Below are 21910 nucleotides of genomic sequence, written 5' to 3' on the forward strand. Positions count from 1 at the left end.
GCATAGGGAGGATTAAGAAATGTTTCTAAAACGGTTGGACATTATTGGCTTTAAGTCCTTCGCTGATCGCATTGGTGTTGATTTTGTTCCAGGAGTAACGGCGGTGGTAGGACCCAATGGCAGTGGAAAAAGTAATATAACTGATGCCATCCGTTGGGTTTTGGGAGAACAATCAGCTAAATCGCTAAGAGGCAGCAAAATGGAAGATATAATTTTTGGTGGAAGTGATACGAGAAAGCCATTGAATTTTGCTGAAGTTACCTTAACCTTAGATAATCAAGAACAAGGCGTGTCACTTGATTATAACGAAATTAGCGTTACAAGAAGAGTATCCCGCTCTGGAGATAGTGAATTCTTAATAAATAAGCAGCCATGCCGGCTTAAGGATATTATCGATTTATTCATGGATTCTGGGCTGGGACGAGAAGCATTTTCGATTATTAGCCAAGGAAAAGTGGAAGAAATATTAAATAGCAAAGCAGAAGAAAGACGAACGATATTTGATGAAGCCGCAGGGGTTCTTAAATATAAACAGCGTAAAAAAAAGGCAGAAGTGAAACTGTTTGAGACTCAGGACAATTTAAACCGTGTTAATGATATATTACACGAACTCGAAGGCCAAGTAGAACCATTAAAAATACAGGCATCGATGGCAAAAGATTTTCTTGAGAAAAAAGAGGAACTTGAAAAATTTGAGGTTGCCTTAACTGTTTATGAGATCGAAGACCTCCATCAAAAATGGGAGGACCTATCAAATCAGTTAAAAGAACATCAGGAGGATGAACTCAAAATCTCTTCTGAACTACAGGTAAAAGAAGCAAAAATCGTTGAAAAAAGAGACCAGATAGCAGCGTTTGATGAATCAATTACCGACCTGCAAAACGTCCTTCTTCATGCAACAGAGGAACTAGAAAAACTTGAGGGCCGAAAAGAAGTCTTAAAAGAACGAAAGAAAAATGCCTCGCAAAATAAAGAGCAGCTTCAAACCAACATCACAGAATTAGCTGAAAAAATTAGCCAGCTAAGAATGAGTCGCGACAGTCTTTCCAGCACAGCTGAGGATCTTGGTCAGCAAGTTAAACAATTACAAATTCAATTAAAAGAAAAACAGTCAAAACTGCAGTTATTTAGTGAAAATATTGAAGAGAAAATTGAGAGCTTAAAAAGTGAATATATCGAAATACTAAACGACCAAGCTGGCGCAAAAAATGAATTGAAGTATATTGAGCAACAGTTAGAACAGCAAGAAAGAAAAAGTTCGCGTCTCGATGTTGAGAATGACAAGTTTATTGAGGAACGGCAACTTGCGAAAAGTAAAAAAACTAACATCCAATCGGCATTAGACGAAATCAGACAAAAAATAGACGATCAAGTTGGAGCCTTTCGAGACAAGCAACGAAAGCTTGAAACAACGAAAAATAATTATCAAAAACAGGAAACGACGCTGTACCAAGCATATCAAATTCTCCAGCAGGCAAAGTCAAGAAAAGAAATGCTCGAAGAAATGGAAGAGGATTACTCAGGCTTTTTTCAAGGTGTCAAAGAGGTGCTTAAAGCGCGCGGGAAAAACCTCAAGGGAATTGAAGGGGCAGTTGCTGAGCTTGTGACCGTACCTAAAGAGTATGAAACCGCACTGGAAACAGCATTTGGCGGGGCATTGCAGCATATCGTTGTCGATAATGAACAAAATGCACGGTCTGCCATTCAATATTTGAAACAGAATTCTTTTGGCAGGGCAACGTTCTTACCTTTGAATGTCATTAAGGGGCGAGCTTTGTCTGCAGTCCAATTATCTTCGATTCAAAATCATTCATCTTTTATTGGAACAGCAGTCAGTCTGGTGCAATTTGATCCAAAGTACTCAGAGGTTATGAGCAGCCTACTTGGCAATGTGGTTATTACAAGCGACTTAAAAGGGGCAAATGATTTAGCGAAAATTCTCCAATATCGCTGCCGAATGGTCACCCTTGATGGGGATATCGTCAATCCTGGCGGTTCAATGACAGGGGGAGCCATTAAGCAAAAAAACTCTTCTTTATTAACTCGTAAAGGTGAGTTAGAGGAATTAAAAGAAAAGCTAACGGTGATGGAAGAAAAAACTACCCAATTAGAGAAACTCGTCAAGTCATTAAAAACAGAAATTCAAGTTTTCGAAAATCAACTAGAAGAATTGCGTAAAGATGGCGAAGATTTGAGATTAACTGAATTGACATTAAAGGGTGACCTTCGTCAGGCAGAACTTGAAGAAAAAAATATCAATGATCGTTTAGCCATTTATGATCTTGAAAAAGGGCAATTTTCTGATGAGAAAACAACCTTAACAAATAGAAAAAGTGAACTATCTAGTGCAATGGAAAACTATAAAATTTCGGTCGCGGATCTAGATGCCGAAATATCAAAGCTCTCGGAACAAAAGACGAGTGATCTGACTTCGAAAGAAGCACTTACGAACGAAATAAATGATTTAAAAGTAACATTTGCCTCCAAAAATGAACAGTTTATGAGTACACAAGAACGCTTAACTCAATTACAGGCCGATTTGGATGAGAGTGAACAAAAGCATTCCCTGTATTCTGATGACTTAAATTTATTAACCTCTGAAATGACGAATAGTTCATCAGGTGAGGAGCAGTTAGAAAATGCTGCCATTAGAAAACAACAGGATAAAGATGCGGCATTGCAGTTAATTTCTGTTCGAAGAGAAGAGCGCCTATCCTTAAAGACGGCCTTAGAAGATTTGGAATTGGAAGTAAAGGAATTAAAAAGACTTCATCGAGGGCTGATTGTTGTTTTAAGAGACGAGGAAGTAAAAATCAACCGTTTGGATGTGGAGCTTGAAAACCGTTTTGCCCGTTTAAGAGAAGAATATCTTTTATCCTTTGAAGGGGCTAAGGAGCAATATCCATTAACTATTCCGATAGAAGAGGCAAGGAAAAAGGTCAAGCTCATCAAACTGGCAATTGAGGAACTTGGAAATGTCAATATTGGTGCGATTGAAGAATATGATCGTGTATCGGAACGTTATGAGTTTCTCAATGAACAAAAGACTGATCTTCAGGATGCCAAAGAAACCCTCTACAAGGTAATTGAGGAAATGGATGAGGAAATGAAAAGACGCTTTGAACAAACCTTCAAAGGAATTCGAGAGCATTTTGAGCCGGTTTTCAGATCCCTTTTTGGTGGTGGAAGAGCTGACTTGGTACTAACAATCCCCGGAGATTTATTAAATACAGGAGTCGAAATTGTTGCACAGCCGCCTGGGAAAAAGCTACAAAACTTAGGCTTATTATCAGGTGGAGAACGTGCATTAACCGCCATTGCCCTTCTTTTTTCGATTTTAAAAGTACGGCCAGTTCCATTCTGTATTCTGGATGAGGTAGAGGCTGCCTTGGATGAAGCGAATGTCCAGCGCTTTAGCCAATACCTAAAACGATACAGTAATGAAACGCAATTTATTGTCATTACTCACCGTAAAGGAACAATGGAGGAAGCGGATGTTCTTTACGGGGTAACAATGCAGGAATCAGGCGTTTCAAAGCTGGTATCTGTTCGTCTCGAGGACACAAAAGAGCTTGTTGAATCTTAACATTAGGAAGTGAGAAAATGAGTTTTTTTAAAAAGTTAAAAGAAAAAATTACAAAGTCAACCGATACAGTAACAGAGAAGTTTAAGGAAGGTTTGACGAAAACAAGAGATAATTTTTCCGGAAAGGTAAATGATCTTGTCGCAAGATACCGCAAAGTGGATGAAGATTTCTTCGAGGAATTAGAGGAAATCATGATCCAAGCCGATGTCGGTTTTGACACCGTAATGAAACTAATCGAAGATTTAAAAATGGAGGTAAAACGCCGAAATATCCAAGATCCACGGGAAGTTCAAAGCGTAATTTCCGAGAAACTTGTTGATATTTATAATGCGGGTGAAGAACAATCCTCAAAATTAAATATTCAAGCGGATGGGTTAACTGTTATCCTATTTGTTGGGGTAAACGGCGTTGGAAAAACTACTACAATTGGAAAACTAGGTTACAAGTTTAAAAATGAGGGAAAGAAAGTATTATTGGTTGCAGGTGATACCTTCCGTGCTGGAGCAATAGAACAGCTAGAAGTCTGGGGAGAAAGAGTCGGTGTTGAAGTTATCAAGCAAGCAGAAGGGTCAGATCCAGCTGCTGTTATGTATGATGCAATTCAGGCTGCGAAATCTCGAAAAACAGATATTTTGTTATGTGACACCGCTGGACGCTTGCAAAACAAAGTGAACTTAATGAAGGAGCTTGAGAAGGTTAAACGTGTCATCGAAAAAGAAATTCCAGGTGCACCCCATGAAGTAATCCTAGTTTTAGATGCAACAACTGGTCAAAACGCTTTAATCCAGGCAAAAACCTTCAAAGAAGTGACAAATGTAAGTGGAATCGTCCTTTCAAAATTGGATGGAACGGCAAAAGGCGGTATTGTCCTTGCGATTCGCAATGAATTAAAAATTCCTGTAAAATTTGTTGGTCTTGGCGAAAAAATGGATGATCTTCAGGAATTTGATGCGGAGAAATATGTGTATGGATTATTTGCCAATGAAATAGAAAAAACGGAATAAGTGATGTAAAGGGATTATCTTGACAGATAATCCCTGACCCTGTAAACTACTTATGTAAAGGCTTTTCACTTAACATACGTGTTGGAGGGGATTGGCATGCTTGAAAAGACAACACGAATGAACTATCTTTATGATTTTTACCATTCGTTGTTAACACCAAAACAGCAAAGCTATATGTCTCTCTATTATTTAGATGATTTTTCTTTAGGAGAAATAGCCGAAGAGTATGACGTCAGTCGTCAAGCCGTTTATGATAATATTAAACGGACCGAGGCAATGCTCGAGGAGTATGAAGAAAAGCTTCTTTTATTTCATAAATTTCAAGAGCGCAGCAAACTTTTAAGAAATGTTAAAGAATTGCTTAATGAGGATGACCCTTCAAAGCAGGCAATGTTAGAAGCTGTTGCCGAGTTGGAGAATTTAGATTAGGAGGCGGCATGAATGGCATTTGAAGGATTAGCCGACCGACTGCAGAATACAATCCAGAAAATCCGCGGTAAAGGAAAAGTTTCAGAAGCGGATGTAAAAGAAATGATGCGGGAAGTACGTCTCGCTTTACTAGAAGCAGACGTAAACTTCAAGGTAGTTAAAGATTTTGTGAAAAAAGTCAGTGACCGTGCCGTAGGGCAGGAAGTACTGAAAAGCTTAACACCTGGACAGCAAATTATTAAAATCGTTAATGAAGAATTAACGGAGTTAATGGGTGGAGAACAAAGCAAAATCGCTGCGTCTAATCGTCCCCCTACGGTCATCATGATGGTCGGCTTACAGGGTGCCGGTAAAACGACAACTTCAGGAAAGCTTGCTAATTTACTTCGCAAAAAGTATAACCGTAAGCCCCTGCTTGTTGCAGCAGATATTTATCGACCTGCAGCCATTAAACAGCTTGAAACCCTTGGTAAGCAACTGGACATGCCTGTTTTCTCACTTGGTGATCAAGTTAGCCCAGTAGAAATTGCTAGGCAGGCAATTGCAAAAGCAAAAGAAGAGCACAATGATTATGTCCTTATTGATACTGCTGGCCGACTTCATGTTGATGAAGCATTAATGGGTGAGTTAAAGGACATTAAAGAATTGACGAAGCCTGATGAAATCTTCTTAGTTGTCGATGCCATGACCGGTCAAGACGCGGTTAATGTCGCTCAAAGCTTTAATGAACAGCTCGGTCTAACAGGAGTTGTATTAACGAAGTTAGACGGTGATACTAGGGGCGGTGCGGCGCTATCGATTCGTGCTGTAACGCAAACACCTATTAAATTTGTCGGTTTAGGTGAGAAGTTAGACGCTCTTGAACCGTTTCACCCTGAACGGATGGCATCAAGGATCCTTGGTATGGGTGACGTGCTGACGTTGATTGAAAAGGCACAGGCCAATGTTGATGAAGAAAAAGCCAAAGAGTTGGAACAAAAAATGCGGACAGCGTCTTTTACGCTGGAAGATTTTTTGGAACAGCTTGGTCAAGTTCGTAATTTAGGACCACTTGACGAATTATTAAAGATGATGCCTGGTGCAAATAAAATCAAAGGGTTAAATAATCTTCAAATTGATGAGAAACAAATTGCGCATGTAGAGGCAATCATCCGTTCGATGACTATGGCTGAAAAAAATAATCCTGAAATTTTGAATGCAAAACGGAAAAACCGCATTGCTAAGGGCAGCGGTCGCTCTGTAACGGAAGTAAATCGTTTGTTGAAACAGTTTGAAGACATGAAAAAAATGATGAAACAAATGACTGGAATGCAGCAAAAAGGCAAGAAAAAAGGTGGATTTAAATTTCCATTTAAACCATTCTAGCTTGTTTTATTTCTGAAAAAAATTGGCAATACTGTATGTAAAGAAAAAACACTTTACAAACTATAAAAGAATTGATATTATACTATCTTGTGTGAAACTATTCGGAGGTGCTTTTTTAAAATGGCAGTAAAAATTCGTTTAAAACGTATGGGAGCTAACAAAACTCCTTTCTATCGTATCGTAGTAGCAGATTCTCGTTCACCACGTGATGGACGTTACATCGAGATTGTTGGAACTTACAATCCAGTTGCGCAACCAGCTAAAGTTGACATCAACGAAGAATTAGCTCTTAAATGGTTACAAGACGGCGCAAAGCCATCTGATACAGTTCGTAACCTTTTCTCTAACCAAGGCATCATGGAAAAATTCCATAATGCAAAATTAAGCAAGTAATCCGGACGACGATGAAACAATTAGTCGAAACGATTGTTAAGCCTCTTGTTGATTTTCCAGAAGACGTTCGAGTGGATGTTGTGGAAGACGACAGCCGCATAACCTATCAACTATCTGTTAATAAAACAGATATGGGAAAAGTTATTGGTAAACAGGGGCGTGTTGCAAAGGCCATTAGAACTGTTGTATACGCAGCGGGATCATCACAACAAAAGAAAATTTTTCTAGAAATTGGTGAATAGCTTTTTGCACCGAGATGAAAGGGAGGAATTATTTCCTCCCTTTTTTTGCATACGAATGTGAGAGCGTGAGGGAGGAATTTCTATGCAAATCATTCAAACTGTTGTGGTAAAACAAATTCTAACGGAAGATAGTAAGAAAAAATTATTCGATCAATATGAAGCGAAAAAACTGCAGCTTCAGCGGGAAAATAATCAGCTTCAATTTGAACTGAAGCGGATGGAAAAAACCAAGAATTTCTCTCCTGGAGCGTTAAAGAATCATTTTGAAAAAGAAATCAATAAACGTTTGGAAAAAGAAAAGCTTCTTGATTTTCAAATCGAACAATTACATATGCTACCTTTAGGCAGTGAATTAAAGGAAAAGGAAGTTCAGGCTCTTATTGAGGTAAAAGTGGGCGATTCGTGGAATGATCGCCAAGGACAGCCAGAGATCATAATTAAAGATGGAATAATTGAGGAAATAAGAGAAGGTGAATAAGGAAATGGAAAAATGGTTTAATGTTGGAAAAATTGTTAATACGCAGGGGATTAAGGGGGAAGTCCGGGTCATTTCAAAGACTGATTTCCCTGAGAAACGCTATAAGGCAGGAAATGTATTATATTTGTTTATGCCAGGTTCGAGTTCTCCGATTGAACTAACAGTCAAAAGCCACCGAACCCATAAAAATTTTGAATTACTTACATTTGAAGGTTTTAACAATATCAATGAAGTAGAAAAGTTTAGAGAAGGAATCCTGAAAGTACCTGAATCACAACTAGGTACCCTTGAAGAAGACGAATTTTATTACCATGAAATTATTGGATGCCTTGTTGCTACAACAAAAGGGGAAGAACTTGGAAAAGTTTCTGAAATCCTATCCCCTGGTGCCAATGATGTCTGGGTGGTAAAAGGTAAAAGCGGCAAAGAATTACTAATCCCTTATATCCATGATGTAGTTAAGAAAGTAGATGTGAAAGAGAAAGTTATATTAATTGATCCAATAGAAGGTCTATTTTCATGATGCAGATAGATATTCTCACTTTATTTCCGGAAATGTTTTCCGGGGTACTGGGCCAATCCATTTTGCAAAAGGCTGTTGAAAAATCGGCAGTCAACTATAACGTCGTTAATTTTCGTGAATTTGCAGATAACAAACATTCAACCGTGGACGATTACCCATACGGCGGTGGTGCTGGTATGGTTTTAAAAGCGCAGCCGATCTTTGACGCTGTTGAATCTCTTAAAGAAAAAGCAAAGTGTAGAACTCCCAGAGTGATTCTTCTATGTCCACAGGGTGAAAGCTATGAACAGCGAAAAGCGGAGGAATTGGCAAAAGAAGAGCATTTAATTTTTATTTGTGGTCATTATGAGGGCTATGATGAACGAATTAGGGAACATGTTGTGACGGACGAAATATCGATTGGAGATTATGTCTTGACTGGCGGTGAACTTGGTGCAATGGTAGTAGTCGATAGTGTAGTCCGCCTCCTGCCTGAAGTGTTAGGTAACCAGGAATCTCATATGAAAGATTCTTTCAGCACGGGACTGCTTGAGCATCCACACTATACAAGACCAGCAGATTTCCGAGGCCTGAAGGTACCGGACGTTCTAATATCAGGGAATCATAAGTTAATAGAGGAATGGCGTAATAAAGAAGCATTGCGACGAACACTTGCCAGACGCCCAGACCTTTTGGAGAAAATTGAATTAACAGACGAGCAGGAAAAATGGCTTAATGAAATAAAAAAAGAGGATAAGTAGTATTGCACGTGTCTAGTAAATATGGTATGATACTACTTGTGACTTGAGCTGATACCTATCAGATTGTGGTCTTATAACGATGTTCCGCTGCAGTGGATTTAGAAGTTTGATGTGCATGAGCGTCTGTTGGAAGGAGTTGAAAACGATGCAAAAATTGATTGAAGATATCACAAAAGAACAACTTCGTACTGATCTTCCTGCTTTCCGTCCTGGTGACACTGTACGTGTACACGTTAAGGTTGTCGAGGGTACTCGTGAGCGTATTCAGTTATTTGAAGGTGTTGTGATTAAGCGTCGTGGTGGTGGAATTAGCGAAACTTTTACAGTTCGTAAAATTTCTTACGGAGTAGGCGTTGAGCGTACTTTCCCAGTACACACACCAAAAATTGCGAAGCTAGAAGTACTTCGTCGCGGTAAAGTTCGCCGTGCTAAGCTTTACTACTTGCGTAACCTTCGTGGTAAAAAAGCAAGAATTAAAGAGATTCGATAATAAGAAAAGAAAAAGAGCTTGCTCGGGAGCAGGCTCTTTTTTTATATGTATCGATTTAATGAGCCCCTTAACAAGGCTATTTTCGCATAGATTGTTGCTTTTCGTATAAGTTCTTCAAACCGTATAACTTTATGCATCGTGGCATCTTTACGTAAGAACTCTTGCTAAAATTGCCTAGATACTTAGTAGATGACCCTTATAAAGCTCCAAAAGCAACAAATTTTACGAAAAGAGCCTTTAATAAAGAGATTTATGGGGTTACCAAATTGTTGATGATTTTTTAATAAATTATTAAAGTTTAATTAAAAAATATGTTCCCATCGTGTTAAATTTGTTGAAGTTATGTAAAATAAGCTTTATAAAACATTTTTTTACAGAGAATGGCGGGGATTGTTATGACAAAAAAGAAGAATGAACTTTGGGAATGGACAAAGGCCCTTTTAATTGCAGTTATATTAGCTGCGGTAATTCGTTACTTTCTGTTTGCTCCGATTGTTGTCGATGGGTTATCGATGATGCCAACATTGAAAGATCAGGATCGAATGATAGTAAATAAGTTTAGTTATAATATTGGTGAGCCAAAGCGTTTTGATATCATTGTCTTTCATGCACCAGAGCAAAAAGATTACATAAAGCGCGTGATAGGACTGCCCGGCGATACGATCGAGTATAAAGATGATACATTATATGTTAATGGAAAAGCGTATAAAGAGCCATATTTAGATAAGTATAAAAAAGAAGTTCAAGATGGACCGTTAACAGATCCATTCACATTGGAAGAAAAAATAGGTCGTAAAACAGTTCCAAAAGGTGAATTGTTTGTGATGGGTGATAATCGCCGCTTCAGTAAAGATAGTCGCCATATTGGGACCATTTCTTATGATAAAATTATCGGTAAAACAAGTTTTGTTTACTGGCCTTTAAATGATGCACATATCGTAACAGTGAAATAGAGTTTATTATCCAGCTACAGCGCCTAGCCCCTCGATGGTCTACAGCCAATCCGTCATGAAGGTTAAAAAACAACCTTCCTGCCGGCTTGTCTTATGCTTGTCGGGGCTGGTCAAGGCGCTTACGCTTTTATGGGAGGTGGCCGTATGACGATCCAATGGTTTCCAGGCCATATGGCAAAGGCTCGCAGAGAGGTCACAGAAAAGTTAAAATTGGTTGATATTATTTTCGAATTGGTGGATGCGAGAATTCCATACTCTTCGAGAAATCCAATGATCGATGAAATAATTCAGCATAAGCCAAGGCTTGTCTTGTTAAATAAAGCAGATATGGCTGATAGAGAAGCTACAAGGGAATGGATTGACTTCTTTGCCGGAAAAGGAATTAAAGCATTAGCGATTAATTCTCAAGCCGGAGAAGGGATGAGAGATATTGCCCAGGCTTCTCAAGAACTATTGAAGGAAAAATTTGACCGCCTTCGAGCAAGAGGGGTTACAAATCCAAGGGCGATTCGTGCGATGATTGTCGGAATTCCTAACGCTGGAAAATCGACATTAATTAATCGGTTAGCGAAGAAAAATATCGCTAAAACTGGAAATACACCAGGTGTTACGAAAGCTCAACAATGGATTAAAGTAGGGAAGGAAATGGAACTTCTTGATACGCCAGGGATCTTATGGCCGAAGTTTGAGGACCAGGAAGTTGGTAAAAAACTGGCCGTAACAGGGGCAATCAAGGATACTTTACTGAACCTGCAAGACCTTACTGTATATGTTCTCAAGTTTTTAGAACGTGAATATCCCGGGCGCTTAAAGGAGCGCTTCAATCTTGATACCCTGCCTGAGGATGTAGTCGAGATGTTTGACAAAATAGGTGTACTCCGTGGATGCCTAATGGCAGGCGGGATCGTTGACTATGATAAGGTTTCAGAACTAGTGATCAGGGAAATTAGGTCGGAAAAATTTGGCCGGATTACCTTTGAACGACCAGCTGATTTTATTGTTGAATAAAGGAAAAATTTGGCTAGAGCTCTCCAGGTCGGAGAGTCTTTTTTATGAGATTTTCCAGTAATTATCGCAGGCTATTTAGCACAATATCTTGTAAAATTAATTAGTAATGAAAGTAAAGGAGCGTCCTAAATGAAATATCGATCAGCATTTGATATTATAGGTCCAGTCATGATTGGACCATCAAGCTCTCATACAGCAGGTGCAGCAAGAATTGGCCGGGTCGCAAGAACCTTATTCGGTCGTCTGCCCAAAAAAGCAATTATCTCTTTGTACGGTTCATTTGCAAAAACCTATAAAGGACATGGAACAGACTTTGCCATTGTGGCTGGACTGTTAGATTTTGATACATTTGATGAACGTATGCCACAATCTTTAGAAATAGCAAAAGAATTGGGTTTAGATGTGACCTTTTCTATTGAAGAAGCAGTAACGGATCATCCCAATACCGTAAAAATTAATTTATATCACGATGATAACGAACTTGAATTAGTTGGGATTTCTATTGGCGGTGGTACGATAGAGATTACAGAATTAAACTCCTTTCCGTTGAAACTTTCTGGTGAACATCCCGCTATCTTGGTCATTCATCAAGACCGTTTTGGTATCATCTCAGCCGTAACAAGTGTTTTATCAAAATATGAGATTAATATTGGTCATATGGAAGTTTCGCGATTAGAAAAAGGTGAAATGGCTTTAATGCTTATTGAAGTGGACCAGAAAATTGATGAAATAGTAATCGATGAATTACAGCAGCTTTCAAATGTATCCCAAATCATTCGAATGGCTGAATAGATAAACGATATTGCCATCAGGAGGTGTTCGAATGTTTAGAAATGTAGCGGAACTTGTTCAACTTGCGGAAACTAATCAAGTGAAAATTGCAGAAATCATGATCCGTCAAGAAATTGAAGTTTCGGGTCTTTCTAGAGAAGAAGTCCTTAATAAAATGGAAAAGAACTTAATGATTATGGAACAAGCGGTTGAAAGAGGTCTAAAGGGCGTACACTCCCATACCGGCCTAACAGGCGGCGACGCAGTATTGCTCCAAAATTATCTTAAAAGTGGTAAAGCACTTGGGGGAACCATTTTATTAGATGCCGTAAGTAAAGCGGTTGCAACGAATGAAGTGAACGCCGCAATGGGTGTTATTTGTGCTACGCCTACAGCGGGTTCAGCAGGCGTAGTCCCTGGAACATTATTTGCTGTAAAAGAAAAGTTAAATCCCACCCGGCAAGAAATGATTGAATTTTTATTTACGGCCGCGGCATTCGGTTTCGTCGTGGCTAATAATGCTTCTATATCTGGCGCAGCAGGGGGATGCCAAGCAGAGGTAGGTTCTGCAAGTGGAATGGCAGCAGCAGCGATTGTAGAGCTAGCAGGCGGCTCCCCTAAGCAGGCTGCTGAGGCGATGGCGATTACCTTGAAAAATATGCTTGGATTAGTATGTGATCCAGTCGCAGGCTTAGTTGAAGTTCCTTGTGTGAAGCGAAATGCTATGGGGGCATCCAATGCCATCACTGCAGCGGATATGGCGTTGGCAGGAATTACAAGCAGAATCCCTTGTGATGAAGTCATTCATGCCATGTTTATAATAGGCCAATCCATGCCATCTGCTTTAAGGGAAACAGCTGAGGGTGGTCTTGCAGCAACTCCGACAGGAAAAAGATTGGAACAAGAAATTTTTGGCACGGAAAAACCATTTAAACTAAAAGACTTAGTGTTATCCTAACAAGAGTAAATAACACCCAATTGATATAAAATATTGGGTGTTCTTTTGTGTCCGAACTAGTAGATGCTAAGGGATTATAATAGCGGGTGAAAATGAATGAAACAATTAACAATCACAGAAATTGAACAACATTTGGAAAAGATCGTGAACGAATCTGATCCTTTCTTAGTCAATCTTTTTCAAGATGAGCGTAAAGGTGTCCAACAGTTGGTACATAGATGGAAAAAGAAATTTGCAGAACAGCAACAACTAAAAGAAAAATTTGTTGAAATGAATGTGTATGAGCAGAAATGGCGCATAAGAGGCTATGAAATGATTGCAGGTGTTGATGAAGTTGGGAGAGGACCGCTTGCAGGTCCAGTAGTTGCCGCAGCAGTCATTTTACCAAAAGACTTTTTCCTTGCAGGGATAGACGACTCCAAAAAGCTATCTGAAAAAAAACGCTTGGAATACGATGCAATCATTAGAAAAGAAGCAATAGCCTTCAGCATTTCGATGATTCATGCGCAGGAAATTGATGAAATGAATATATATCAAGCCACAAAAAAAGCTATGAATGCTGCAATTGCATCATTAGACCCAAAACCTGACTTATTACTTATTGATGCAATGAAACTTGACCTTCCTTTTCCCTCTGAATCTATTATTAAGGGTGACGCAAAAAGTATCTCAATCGCTGCAGCATCAATTGTAGCAAAAGTAGCCAGAGATTCACTGATGAAGGAAATTTCCCACATCCACTCTGTCTATGGATTTCAGCAAAACATGGGATATGGAACAAAGGAGCACATCGAGGCTATTAAGAAACATGGGATTACATCCTATCACAGAAAAAGCTTCGCACCAGTTAAGGATTTTGTCTAAGGAAAACACAATAAAAAACAGGTAAATACCTGTTTTCAGATTGTCGAGAAAGGGTATTTTTCTCTGCAATTTTTTATTTGTCTGAATCTAAATACTAAATTTATTGATTGTCCATGCAAATAGGCCTGTTGATTTCCGCTCCGGGCACTCGCTTTCCGCGGGGAGGTCCTGGAGCCTCCTCGGCGCATTGGCGCCTGCGGGGTCTCCAGTGACCTCTCTATCCCGTAGGAGTCAAGTGCCCTCCGCTCCAATCAACAGGGAGGCAAATCAACCTAAAGTACTACAACACAATTTTTCTAACCTTGCTAAGTGTGTCACAATCTTTTTATATTTTGTCAGGCTGCAGTAAGAAGAGCCTGTTCGCTCACATTCTTCAATCGCTGTAATAAGGACGGTCCTTCTCAAGAAGAAGCGAAAAATCAATATGCTTATCAATCAAACGAAGAAGATGGTCATCAGGTAACTATTCATCAATAGATACAAATTCATATTCACTTTGGCTAAACTCTTTTGGCTTAAACATTGATTTCACCACTTCTTTTATTATTTATTAGTTGAGGTGAAGGTCTTTATTGAAAACACTCTGTTGATTGGTGCGGAAGGCACGAAGACTCCTGCGGGAGTACGGGTCAGGGGAGACCCCGCAGGAGCGGAGGAGGCTTCCCGGCACGCCCGCGGAAAGCGAAGTGCCTGGAGCGCCAATCAACAGACCTGTTTAAAGTCTATATACCAATAATTATAACGAATTTACGCGGTGAATTGTTGAAGTGAATGAATAAAATGCTGTCGAGGTTTTTCGATAGCCTGAAAACAGATAAATACCTGTATTTTTATTATATTGGAAAACAAATTATTCCAAATGAGGTGTAGATTCCCTCCGAGAAATCAAGAATAAGTAATTGACTATTTCGAGTATTAAAACGACGTATATAATTTTTTAGCATAATGGTAGACAAGGTATGTATCATTATATAAAATGAAAACGGAGTCAGTTTTTAGAAGAGTTTGAATAGGAGGATGGGAAATGAATATCCATGAGTATCAAGGGAAAGAGATCCTCAGAAAATACGGGGTTGCTGTTCCAAATGGAAAAGTAGCATTCACTGTAGAAGAAGCAGTGGAAGCGGCGAAAGAATTAGGTACACAGGTTTGTGTGGTAAAAGCACAAATCCATGCCGGTGGACGGGGTAAAGCCGGTGGTGTTAAAGTAGCGAAAAACCTTGATGAGGTTCGTACATATGCCAGCGAAATCCTCGGAAAAACTTTAGTAACACACCAAACAGGTCCAGAAGGTAAAGAAGTAAAACGCCTGCTAATTGAAGAAGGCTGTGATATTAAAAAAGAATATTATATTGGACTAGTATTAGACCGTGCGACATCTCGAGTTGTTTTGATGGCTTCAGAAGAGGGCGGTACGGAAATCGAAGAGGTTGCTGAAAAGACTCCAGAGAAAATTTTCAAAGAACAAATTGATCCTGTAGTTGGCTTACAGGCTTATCAAGCACGTCGAATTGCGTTCAATATTAATATTCCAAAAGAATTAATTAACCAGGCTGTAAAATTTATGACAGCACTATACAATGCTTACATTGACAAGGATTGCTCGATTGCAGAAATTAACCCGCTTGTTGTTACAGGTGATGGGAAAGTAATGGCACTTGATGCTAAATTGAACTTTGACTCAAATGCTCTATACCGTCAAAAAGACGTTTTAGAGTACCGTGACCTTGAAGAAGAGGATGCAAAAGAAATCGAAGCTTCTAAATACGATTTAAGCTATGTTGCATTAGATGGCAACATTGGCTGTATGGTTAACGGAGCTGGACTTGCTATGTCCACGATGGATATTATTAAACATTACGGCGGCGACCCCGCTAACTTCCTTGATGTTGGGGGCGGCGCGACAGCTGAAAAGGTTACAGAAGCATTCAAAATTATCCTTTCTGATCCAAACGTAAAAGGTATTTTCGTTAATATCTTTGGTGGAATCATGAAGTGTGATGTTATTGCTGAGGGTGTAGTAGAAGCAGCTAAGCAGGTTGGCCTAAGTGTTCCACTAGTTGTTCGCTTAGAAGGAACAAATGTTGATTTAGGTAAGAAAATCTTAGCTGAGTCAACCGTAGAGATTATTGCTGCTGAATCCATGGCTGATGGCGCACAAAAAATCGTTTCATTAGTGAAATAGGATCATAGAAAGGGGAATTAACGTGAGCGTTTTTATTAATAAAGATACAAAAGTTATTGTTCAAGGGATTACTGGTTCAACAGCCCTTTTTCATACAAAACAAATGCTTGAATATGGTACACAAATTGTTGGTGGTACCTCACCAGGTAAAGGCGGTATGGAAGTAGAAGGCGTGCCTGTCTTTAACACGGTTAAAGATGCTGTTGATTCAACTGGCGCTACTGCATCCGTTATTTACGTACCAGCACCATTTGCCGCAGATGCGATTATCGAAGCTGTCGATGCTGAGTTAGATCTTGCTATTTGCATCACTGAACATATTCCAGTATTGGATATGGTAAAAGTAAAGCGTTACATGGAAGGCAAAAAGACCCGCTTAGTTGGTCCGAACTGCCCAGGTGTAATCACTCCTGACGAGTGTAAAATCGGTATCATGCCAGGTTACATTCATACAAAAGGCCATGTAGGCGTTGTATCCCGCTCTGGAACATTAACTTACGAAGCTGTTCATCAATTAACTCAAGCTGGGCTTGGTCAAACTACTGCTGTAGGTATTGGCGGGGACCCTGTTAACGGAACCAATTTCATTGATGTCCTAAAGGCATTTAATGAAGATCCTGAAACATACGCTGTAATCATGATTGGTGAAATCGGCGGAACAGCTGAAGAAGAAGCAGCTGAGTGGGTGAAAGCGAACATGACAAAACCTGTTGTCGGATTCATTGGTGGTCGTACAGCCCCTCCAGGAAAGCGTATGGGACATGCAGGTGCAATTATCTCAGGCGGTAAGGGTACAGCAGATGAAAAAATCCGTGTTATGAACGAATGCGGAATTAAAGTTGCTGACACTCCATCTGTTATGGGTGAAACTTTAATCGAAGTATTAAAAGAACAAGGTTTATACGAAAAGTGTAAAACACACTAATATATGTGCTGCGAGATCATATCAAATAGTCCCTCATAATTGAGGGGCTATTTATTCTACTATCATAATTATAAGGAGGCAATTTTTTATAATGGACGATTTTAAAGAAAAGCTTATTTCCTTGCTGCATTATCCGGAAATCTCTTGGAGTACCGTTTTACAAATGCTAAAAAAAGACCCGACTTTAAAAAACTTGTATAAGGTACACCCCCCATTTCCACAGCAAACTTGCTTATTTCCACCCGGTACCTCAAGTAACCCTTCAGAAAAATTTTCTACCAATTTCCTTCATCCCGACATCATTCGTGACCAAATCCGCCAATATGAAACCAATGAAATAACCGTGATCACTATTTTGGATAAGGAATATCCCCCCTTGTTAAAAGAAATATATCAACCGCCATGGGCTTTGTTTGCTAAGGGTGACCTATCTCTCCTTGAAAAAGACCCCAAACTTGCAGTTGTCGGATCTCGACAGGCTACTCAATATGGTAAAAATGCGATTCGTCTGATTTTTCCGGGTTTAATAGACAAAGGTGTGCTGATTGTAAGTGGGTTAGCAAGGGGCATTGACGCACTTGCTCATGAATCTGCGATTAGAAATGGTGGAAAAACCATTGCCGTGATAGCTGGTGGCTTTTATCATATTTATCCAAAGGAAAATATGAACTTAGCATTAGAAATGATGAAAAATCAGCTCGTTCTATCAGAGTACCCACCCGATACAAAGCCACTTCGATGGCATTTTCCGTCTAGAAATCGAATCATAAGCGGTCTGTCAAAGGGGACCCTTATTATAGAAGCAAAACGTAAAAGCGGCTCCCTAATAACCGCAAATTTTGCTGTTAATGAGGGAAGAGATGTATTTTCCTTACCTGGAAGCATTTTTAATCCATATTCCATCGGTGCAAACGAGTTAATTCAACAAGGGGCAAAGCTCGTGACAGATGCTGAAGATATATTAGTTGAAATTAAATGAAACTCTTGTTTATCTATAAATATCTTAGAAAAATTGGTTAATTTTAAAGGTTTTTATGAATAAATGGAGAAATTAGCTTAAAAAGGTTGCAATAATTTCAAATTTGTTATACATTTTCCAACAGATGTTCGAAAAAAAGAATATTTGCAAATGGAATAAATAATATTTTAAATAACATATAATGAAAAACTTTGGGATAGGGCAGTTTTGTAAAGTATTTTCTCCGGTCAATTTAGGTAAAACTGGTATTTAGGAAAGCTTCTCAAATGAAAAGCACCTTGGAAACAGACAGTTGCCGGATTCGGGGCGCTTCTACACTTTCCCTCTTAAGGAGGATATTTGAATGGCAGATTTTCTTGTAATCGTTGAATCGCCGGCAAAAGCGAAAACGATTGAACGATATTTAGGCAATAAATATAAAGTAAAAGCATCAATGGGACATATTCGCGATTTGCCACGGAGCCAAATGGGGGTCAATGTAGAAAATAGCTATGAACCAAAATATATAACGATTCGTGGAAAAGGTCCTGTTTTAAAAGAATTAAAAACAGCGGCCAAAAAGGCTAAAAAAATTTATCTCGCAGCTGACCCGGATCGCGAAGGGGAAGCAATAGCTTGGCATTTGGCCCATAGCTTATCAGTCGACATTACTTCTGATTGTCGTGTAGTTTTTAATGAAATTACAAAAGATGCAATTAAAGAGTCATTTAAGCATCCACGACCAATTAATATGGATTTAGTCGATGCTCAGCAGGCACGGAGAATTCTTGATCGCCTTGTAGGCTATAATATCAGTCCATTACTTTGGAAAAAGGTGAAAAAGGGATTAAGTGCTGGTCGGGTTCAATCGGTTGCGGTCCGACTAATTATTGATCGGGAAACGGAGATCAAAGCCTTTGTCCCAGAAGAATATTGGACGATTGATGGAGAATTTTTAAAAGGGAAAGACCATTTTAGTGCCCAGTATTTTTCACTAGCTAATAAGGAAAAATTCGAACTTAAATCCGAACAAGATGTTCAAAAAATCTTAAGTCAAATGGATGATAATAAATTCAAAGTTGTGTCAGTTACAAAAAAAGAACGAAAAAGAAACCCGGCACCACCTTTTATTACTTCATCCTTGCAACAAGAGGCAGCCAGAAAACTGAACTTCCGGGCTAAGAAAACGATGATGCTCGCACAGCAGTTATATGAGGGAATCGAACTTGGAAAAGAAGGAACGGTTGGTCTGATTACTTATATGAGAACAGACTCAACACGGATTTCAGAAGTCGCCCAAGCCGAAGCTGCGAGTTACATCCAATCAGAGTATGGGGAAAATTATTTAAAAGAAGATCAAAGAAAAGAGAAGAAACAATCGAATGCTCAAGATGCACATGAAGCGATTCGCCCGACCAGTACATTAAGGGACCCTAATAGCTTAAAAGCATTTTTATCAAGAGACCAACATCGCTTATATAAATTAATCTGGGAACGTTTTTTAGCTAGTCAAATGGCACAAGCAGTTATGGATACCATGAGTGTCGACTTGCAAAATGGTAGCGTTATATTCCGTGCCAATGGTTCAAAAATTAAGTTTCCTGGCTTTATGAAGCTTTATGTTGAGGGGTCAGATGACAATGTAGATGAAAAGGACAAAATGCTTCCTGATCTTAAAGAAGGCGATGAAGTGTTTAAAAAGGATATCGAGCCGAAGCAGCACTTCACACAACCACCTCCAAGGTACACAGAGGCAAGACTTGTGAAAACACTTGAAGAACTTGGCATTGGGCGCCCGTCTACCTATGCACCTACATTAGACACGATCCAAAAGAGGGGCTACGTAGCACTAGATAATAAAAGATTTGTTCCAACCGAGCTGGGTGAAATTATCGATGAATTAATTTTAGAGTTTTTTCCAGATATTCTCGATGTTGAATTTACAGCGAAAATGGAACAAGGCTTAGACAATGTTGAGGATGGGAAAGTTCCTTGGGTCAATATAATTGATGAATTTTATCAAGATTTTGAAATTCATTTAAAAAAAGCTGAAGAAGAAATGCAATCAGTTGAAATCAAAGACGAACCTGCTGGGGAAGATTGTGAGAACTGCGGAAACCCGATGGTCTTTAAAATGGGGCGCTATGGAAAATTCATGGCTTGCAGCAACTTCCCAGATTGCCGGAATACAAAACCGATTGTCAAAGAAATCGGTGTGACTTGCCCAAATTGTAAAGAAGGACAGATCATTGAACGTAAAAGCAAGAAAAAGAGATTATTTTACGGGTGCACCAAATACCCAGAATGTGAATTTATTTCCTGGGATAAACCACTGCCGAGGGAATGCCCTAAATGTGAAGGCATGTTGGTTGAAAAGAAATTGAAAAAAGGTGTGCAAGTTCAATGTGTTAGTTGTGACTACAAGGAAGAACCACAAAGCTAAGGGGAGAGTGGACAAAGTCCACTCTTTTCATTTTGTGAAAATCATCCGTAAATGAAAGGCACGAATATGGCAACTTCACTTTTTAAAACATTTTCGAATGATTTAAAACTTTTTTCTTTTTCATTCGTATAGTACAATGCAAGATGGACTTAATTGTGGGAAAAGTATGGATAGGTATGTGCACTTTCCTACATGTACATAAAACCACAGTTAAAAATAGGAGGGTAATAAATGAAAGATGTAACAATAAATGTAATCGGTGCTGGATTAGCAGGAAGTGAAGCAGCCTGGCAGATTGCGAAACGCGGGGTCAAGGTACGATTATATGAAATGAGACCAGTGAAGCAAACCCCGGCCCACCATACGGATAAATTTGCAGAATTAGTTTGCAGCAATTCTTTACGTGCAAATACATTAACAAATGCAGTTGGTGTGTTAAAAGAAGAAATGAGAAAGCTTGATTCCGTTATCATTGCAGCGGCCGATGCTTGTTCTGTTCCAGCCGGAGGTGCCCTTGCCGTTGACCGTCATGAATTTGCAGCTAAAGTGACTGAAATGGTCAAAAACCATGAAAATGTCACGGTGGTAAATGAAGAAGTAACGGAAATTCCTGAGGGGATCACAGTTATTGCTACAGGACCGCTGACGAGTCCTGAACTTTCTGAGAAGCTTAAGGGACTAACTGGCGAAGATTATCTTTATTTTTACGATGCTGCTGCACCAATTCTTGAAAAAGATAGCATAGACATGGAAAAAGTTTATTTAAAATCCCGCTATGATAAAGGGGAAGCAGCCTACCTGAATTGTCCAATGAATGAAGAGGAATTTAACCGTTTTTATGAAGCGCTAATCTCTGCTGAAACAGTGCCAGTAAAAGAATTTGAAAAGGAAGTTTTTTTCGAAGGGTGTATGCCAATTGAAGTAATGGCTTCCCGAGGAAAGAAAACAATGCTTTTCGGTCCGTTAAAACCAGTAGGATTAGAGGATCCGAAAACAGGAAAAAGACCTTTTGCAGTAGTACAGCTTCGTCAGGATGATGCGGCAGGAACTCTTTTTAATATTGTCGGTTTTCAGACACATTTAAAGTGGGGGGCTCAAAAGGAAGTAATCCAATTAATTCCTGGATTAGAAAATGCGGAAATCATCCGTTACGGTGTAATGCACCGTAATACTTTTATCAATTCTCCTAAGGTACTTAAAGCAACCTATCAATTCCGCGATCGCGAAGATTTATTTTTTGCTGGTCAAATGACAGGAGTAGAGGGGTATGTTGAATCTGCTGCTAGCGGGTTGATTGCAGGAATAAATGCTGCTCGGTTAAGCCAAGGCTTGGATCCACTGGAGTTTCCAGCAGAAACATCGATTGGAAGCATGGCCCATTATATTACGACAACGAATGCTAAAAACTTTCAACCAATGAATGCGAACTTTGGTTTATTTCCCGAACTGCCGGCAAGAATTAAAGGAAAGCAAGAAAGAAATTTACAGCATGCTAATCGAGCGTTAGAAACAATTCAGAACTTTGTGAAAGTTTTGTAAAGTTTATTGCAAGGGCATTAGAAGTATGTTACTATTTAGTAGCCCTTGCGAGGTGA

Annotated in this window: 20 protein-coding genes; all 20 read left to right on the plus strand. The window is 39.3% G+C overall.

The window, feature by feature from the left end; translation table 11 throughout:
* The first annotated feature begins 19 nt into the window (after positions 1-19).
* The 20 genes from smc (at position 20) to trmFO (ending at position 21854) form a co-directional block, all read left to right on the plus strand.
* Positions 20-3586, plus strand: coding sequence for a chromosome segregation protein SMC (smc, locus tag ACJ004_RS02515; RefSeq protein WP_410890961.1), 3567 nt, complete (start codon positions 20-22; stop codon positions 3584-3586).
* Positions 3587-3603: 17 nt separating this feature from the next.
* Positions 3604-4590, plus strand: coding sequence for a signal recognition particle-docking protein FtsY (gene ftsY / locus ACJ004_RS02520; protein ID WP_410890962.1), 987 nt, complete (start codon positions 3604-3606; stop codon positions 4588-4590).
* Positions 4591-4686: 96 nt separating this feature from the next.
* Positions 4687-5019, plus strand: a complete 333-nt coding sequence (locus ACJ004_RS02525; protein WP_410890963.1) for a putative DNA-binding protein — start codon at positions 4687-4689, stop codon at positions 5017-5019.
* A gap of 12 nt (positions 5020-5031) precedes the next feature.
* Positions 5032-6384 (plus strand): signal recognition particle protein, encoded by a 1353-nt coding sequence (ffh, locus tag ACJ004_RS02530; protein ID WP_410890964.1) that lies wholly within the window; start codon positions 5032-5034, stop codon positions 6382-6384.
* A 120-nt stretch (positions 6385-6504) separates the two neighbouring features.
* Positions 6505-6777 carry a 30S ribosomal protein S16 gene (gene rpsP, locus ACJ004_RS02535; protein WP_410890965.1) on the plus strand — a complete coding sequence of 91 codons (273 nt, stop codon included), beginning with the start codon at positions 6505-6507 and terminating at the stop codon, positions 6775-6777.
* Positions 6778-6788: 11 nt separating this feature from the next.
* Positions 6789-7019, plus strand: coding sequence for a KH domain-containing protein (locus tag ACJ004_RS02540; protein WP_410890966.1), 231 nt, complete (start codon positions 6789-6791; stop codon positions 7017-7019).
* An 82-nt stretch (positions 7020-7101) separates the two neighbouring features.
* Positions 7102-7497 carry a YlqD family protein gene (locus ACJ004_RS02545; RefSeq protein WP_410890967.1) on the plus strand — a complete coding sequence of 132 codons (396 nt, stop codon included), beginning with the start codon at positions 7102-7104 and terminating at the stop codon, positions 7495-7497.
* A 4-nt stretch (positions 7498-7501) separates the two neighbouring features.
* Complete coding sequence (gene rimM, locus ACJ004_RS02550) at positions 7502-8020, plus strand: ribosome maturation factor RimM (RefSeq protein ID WP_410890968.1); 519 nt, start codon at positions 7502-7504, stop codon at positions 8018-8020.
* Positions 8020-8760 (plus strand): tRNA (guanosine(37)-N1)-methyltransferase TrmD, encoded by a 741-nt coding sequence (trmD, locus tag ACJ004_RS02555; RefSeq protein ID WP_410891265.1) that lies wholly within the window; start codon positions 8020-8022, stop codon positions 8758-8760. Before rimM ends, trmD begins: the two co-directional genes overlap by 1 nt.
* A gap of 145 nt (positions 8761-8905) precedes the next feature.
* Positions 8906-9250, plus strand: coding sequence for a 50S ribosomal protein L19 (gene rplS / locus ACJ004_RS02560; protein ID WP_335382540.1), 345 nt, complete (start codon positions 8906-8908; stop codon positions 9248-9250).
* Positions 9251-9645: 395 nt separating this feature from the next.
* Positions 9646-10203: a signal peptidase I gene (gene lepB, locus ACJ004_RS02565; protein WP_410890969.1), complete on the plus strand. Its 558-nt coding sequence runs from the start codon at positions 9646-9648 to the stop codon at positions 10201-10203.
* Positions 10204-10347: 144 nt separating this feature from the next.
* On the plus strand, positions 10348-11211 hold the full coding sequence (gene ylqF, locus ACJ004_RS02570; protein ID WP_410890970.1) for a ribosome biogenesis GTPase YlqF: 864 nt from the start codon (positions 10348-10350) through the stop codon (positions 11209-11211).
* A 129-nt stretch (positions 11212-11340) separates the two neighbouring features.
* Positions 11341-12003, plus strand: a complete 663-nt coding sequence (gene sdaAB / locus ACJ004_RS02575) for an L-serine ammonia-lyase, iron-sulfur-dependent subunit beta (RefSeq protein ID WP_410890971.1) — start codon at positions 11341-11343, stop codon at positions 12001-12003.
* Between the two features lie 31 nt (positions 12004-12034).
* On the plus strand, positions 12035-12940 hold the full coding sequence (sdaAA, locus tag ACJ004_RS02580; RefSeq protein ID WP_410890972.1) for an L-serine ammonia-lyase, iron-sulfur-dependent, subunit alpha: 906 nt from the start codon (positions 12035-12037) through the stop codon (positions 12938-12940).
* 96 nt (positions 12941-13036) lie between these two features.
* Complete coding sequence (locus ACJ004_RS02585; RefSeq protein ID WP_410890973.1) at positions 13037-13804, plus strand: ribonuclease HII; 768 nt, start codon at positions 13037-13039, stop codon at positions 13802-13804.
* 1024 nt (positions 13805-14828) lie between these two features.
* Positions 14829-15989 carry an ADP-forming succinate--CoA ligase subunit beta gene (gene sucC / locus ACJ004_RS02590; RefSeq protein ID WP_410890974.1) on the plus strand — a complete coding sequence of 387 codons (1161 nt, stop codon included), beginning with the start codon at positions 14829-14831 and terminating at the stop codon, positions 15987-15989.
* A 22-nt stretch (positions 15990-16011) separates the two neighbouring features.
* Entirely contained in the window at positions 16012-16914 is a 903-nt protein-coding gene (gene sucD / locus ACJ004_RS02595; protein WP_410890975.1) for a succinate--CoA ligase subunit alpha, read from the plus strand.
* Between the two features lie 91 nt (positions 16915-17005).
* A complete protein-coding gene (gene dprA, locus ACJ004_RS02600; RefSeq protein ID WP_410890976.1) occupies positions 17006-17893 on the plus strand; it encodes a DNA-processing protein DprA in 888 nt (295 codons plus the stop codon).
* 343 nt (positions 17894-18236) lie between these two features.
* Entirely contained in the window at positions 18237-20315 is a 2079-nt protein-coding gene (gene topA, locus ACJ004_RS02605; RefSeq protein ID WP_410890977.1) for a type I DNA topoisomerase, read from the plus strand.
* A gap of 231 nt (positions 20316-20546) precedes the next feature.
* Positions 20547-21854: an FADH(2)-oxidizing methylenetetrahydrofolate--tRNA-(uracil(54)-C(5))-methyltransferase TrmFO gene (trmFO, locus tag ACJ004_RS02610; RefSeq protein ID WP_410890978.1), complete on the plus strand. Its 1308-nt coding sequence runs from the start codon at positions 20547-20549 to the stop codon at positions 21852-21854.
* Positions 21855-21910 lie beyond the last annotated feature (56 nt).

The sequence above is a fragment of the Neobacillus sp. 204 genome (genome assembly GCF_046562815.1).
Lineage (GTDB): Bacteria > Bacillota > Bacilli > Bacillales > Cytobacillaceae > Neobacillus.

Coding starts and splice junctions, on each gene's coding strand:
- smc (WP_410890961.1), top strand. CDS start 20: ATGTTTCTAAAACGGTTGGACATTATTGGCTTTAAGTCCTTCGCTGAT.
- ftsY (WP_410890962.1), top strand. CDS start 3,604: ATGAGTTTTTTTAAAAAGTTAAAAGAAAAAATTACAAAGTCAACCGAT.
- sdaAB (WP_410890971.1), top strand. CDS start 11,341: ATGAAATATCGATCAGCATTTGATATTATAGGTCCAGTCATGATTGGA.
- lepB (WP_410890969.1), top strand. CDS start 9,646: ATGACAAAAAAGAAGAATGAACTTTGGGAATGGACAAAGGCCCTTTTA.
- trmD (WP_410891265.1), top strand. CDS start 8,020: ATGCAGATAGATATTCTCACTTTATTTCCGGAAATGTTTTCCGGGGTA.
- ACJ004_RS02585 (WP_410890973.1), top strand. CDS start 13,037: ATGAAACAATTAACAATCACAGAAATTGAACAACATTTGGAAAAGATC.
- sucC (WP_410890974.1), top strand. CDS start 14,829: ATGAATATCCATGAGTATCAAGGGAAAGAGATCCTCAGAAAATACGGG.
- rimM (WP_410890968.1), top strand. CDS start 7,502: ATGGAAAAATGGTTTAATGTTGGAAAAATTGTTAATACGCAGGGGATT.
- rplS (WP_335382540.1), top strand. CDS start 8,906: ATGCAAAAATTGATTGAAGATATCACAAAAGAACAACTTCGTACTGAT.
- ACJ004_RS02545 (WP_410890967.1), top strand. CDS start 7,102: ATGCAAATCATTCAAACTGTTGTGGTAAAACAAATTCTAACGGAAGAT.
- ffh (WP_410890964.1), top strand. CDS start 5,032: ATGGCATTTGAAGGATTAGCCGACCGACTGCAGAATACAATCCAGAAA.
- dprA (WP_410890976.1), top strand. CDS start 17,006: ATGGACGATTTTAAAGAAAAGCTTATTTCCTTGCTGCATTATCCGGAA.
- ylqF (WP_410890970.1), top strand. CDS start 10,348: ATGACGATCCAATGGTTTCCAGGCCATATGGCAAAGGCTCGCAGAGAG.
- trmFO (WP_410890978.1), top strand. CDS start 20,547: ATGAAAGATGTAACAATAAATGTAATCGGTGCTGGATTAGCAGGAAGT.
- ACJ004_RS02525 (WP_410890963.1), top strand. CDS start 4,687: ATGCTTGAAAAGACAACACGAATGAACTATCTTTATGATTTTTACCAT.
- sdaAA (WP_410890972.1), top strand. CDS start 12,035: ATGTTTAGAAATGTAGCGGAACTTGTTCAACTTGCGGAAACTAATCAA.
- topA (WP_410890977.1), top strand. CDS start 18,237: ATGGCAGATTTTCTTGTAATCGTTGAATCGCCGGCAAAAGCGAAAACG.
- rpsP (WP_410890965.1), top strand. CDS start 6,505: ATGGCAGTAAAAATTCGTTTAAAACGTATGGGAGCTAACAAAACTCCT.
- ACJ004_RS02540 (WP_410890966.1), top strand. CDS start 6,789: ATGAAACAATTAGTCGAAACGATTGTTAAGCCTCTTGTTGATTTTCCA.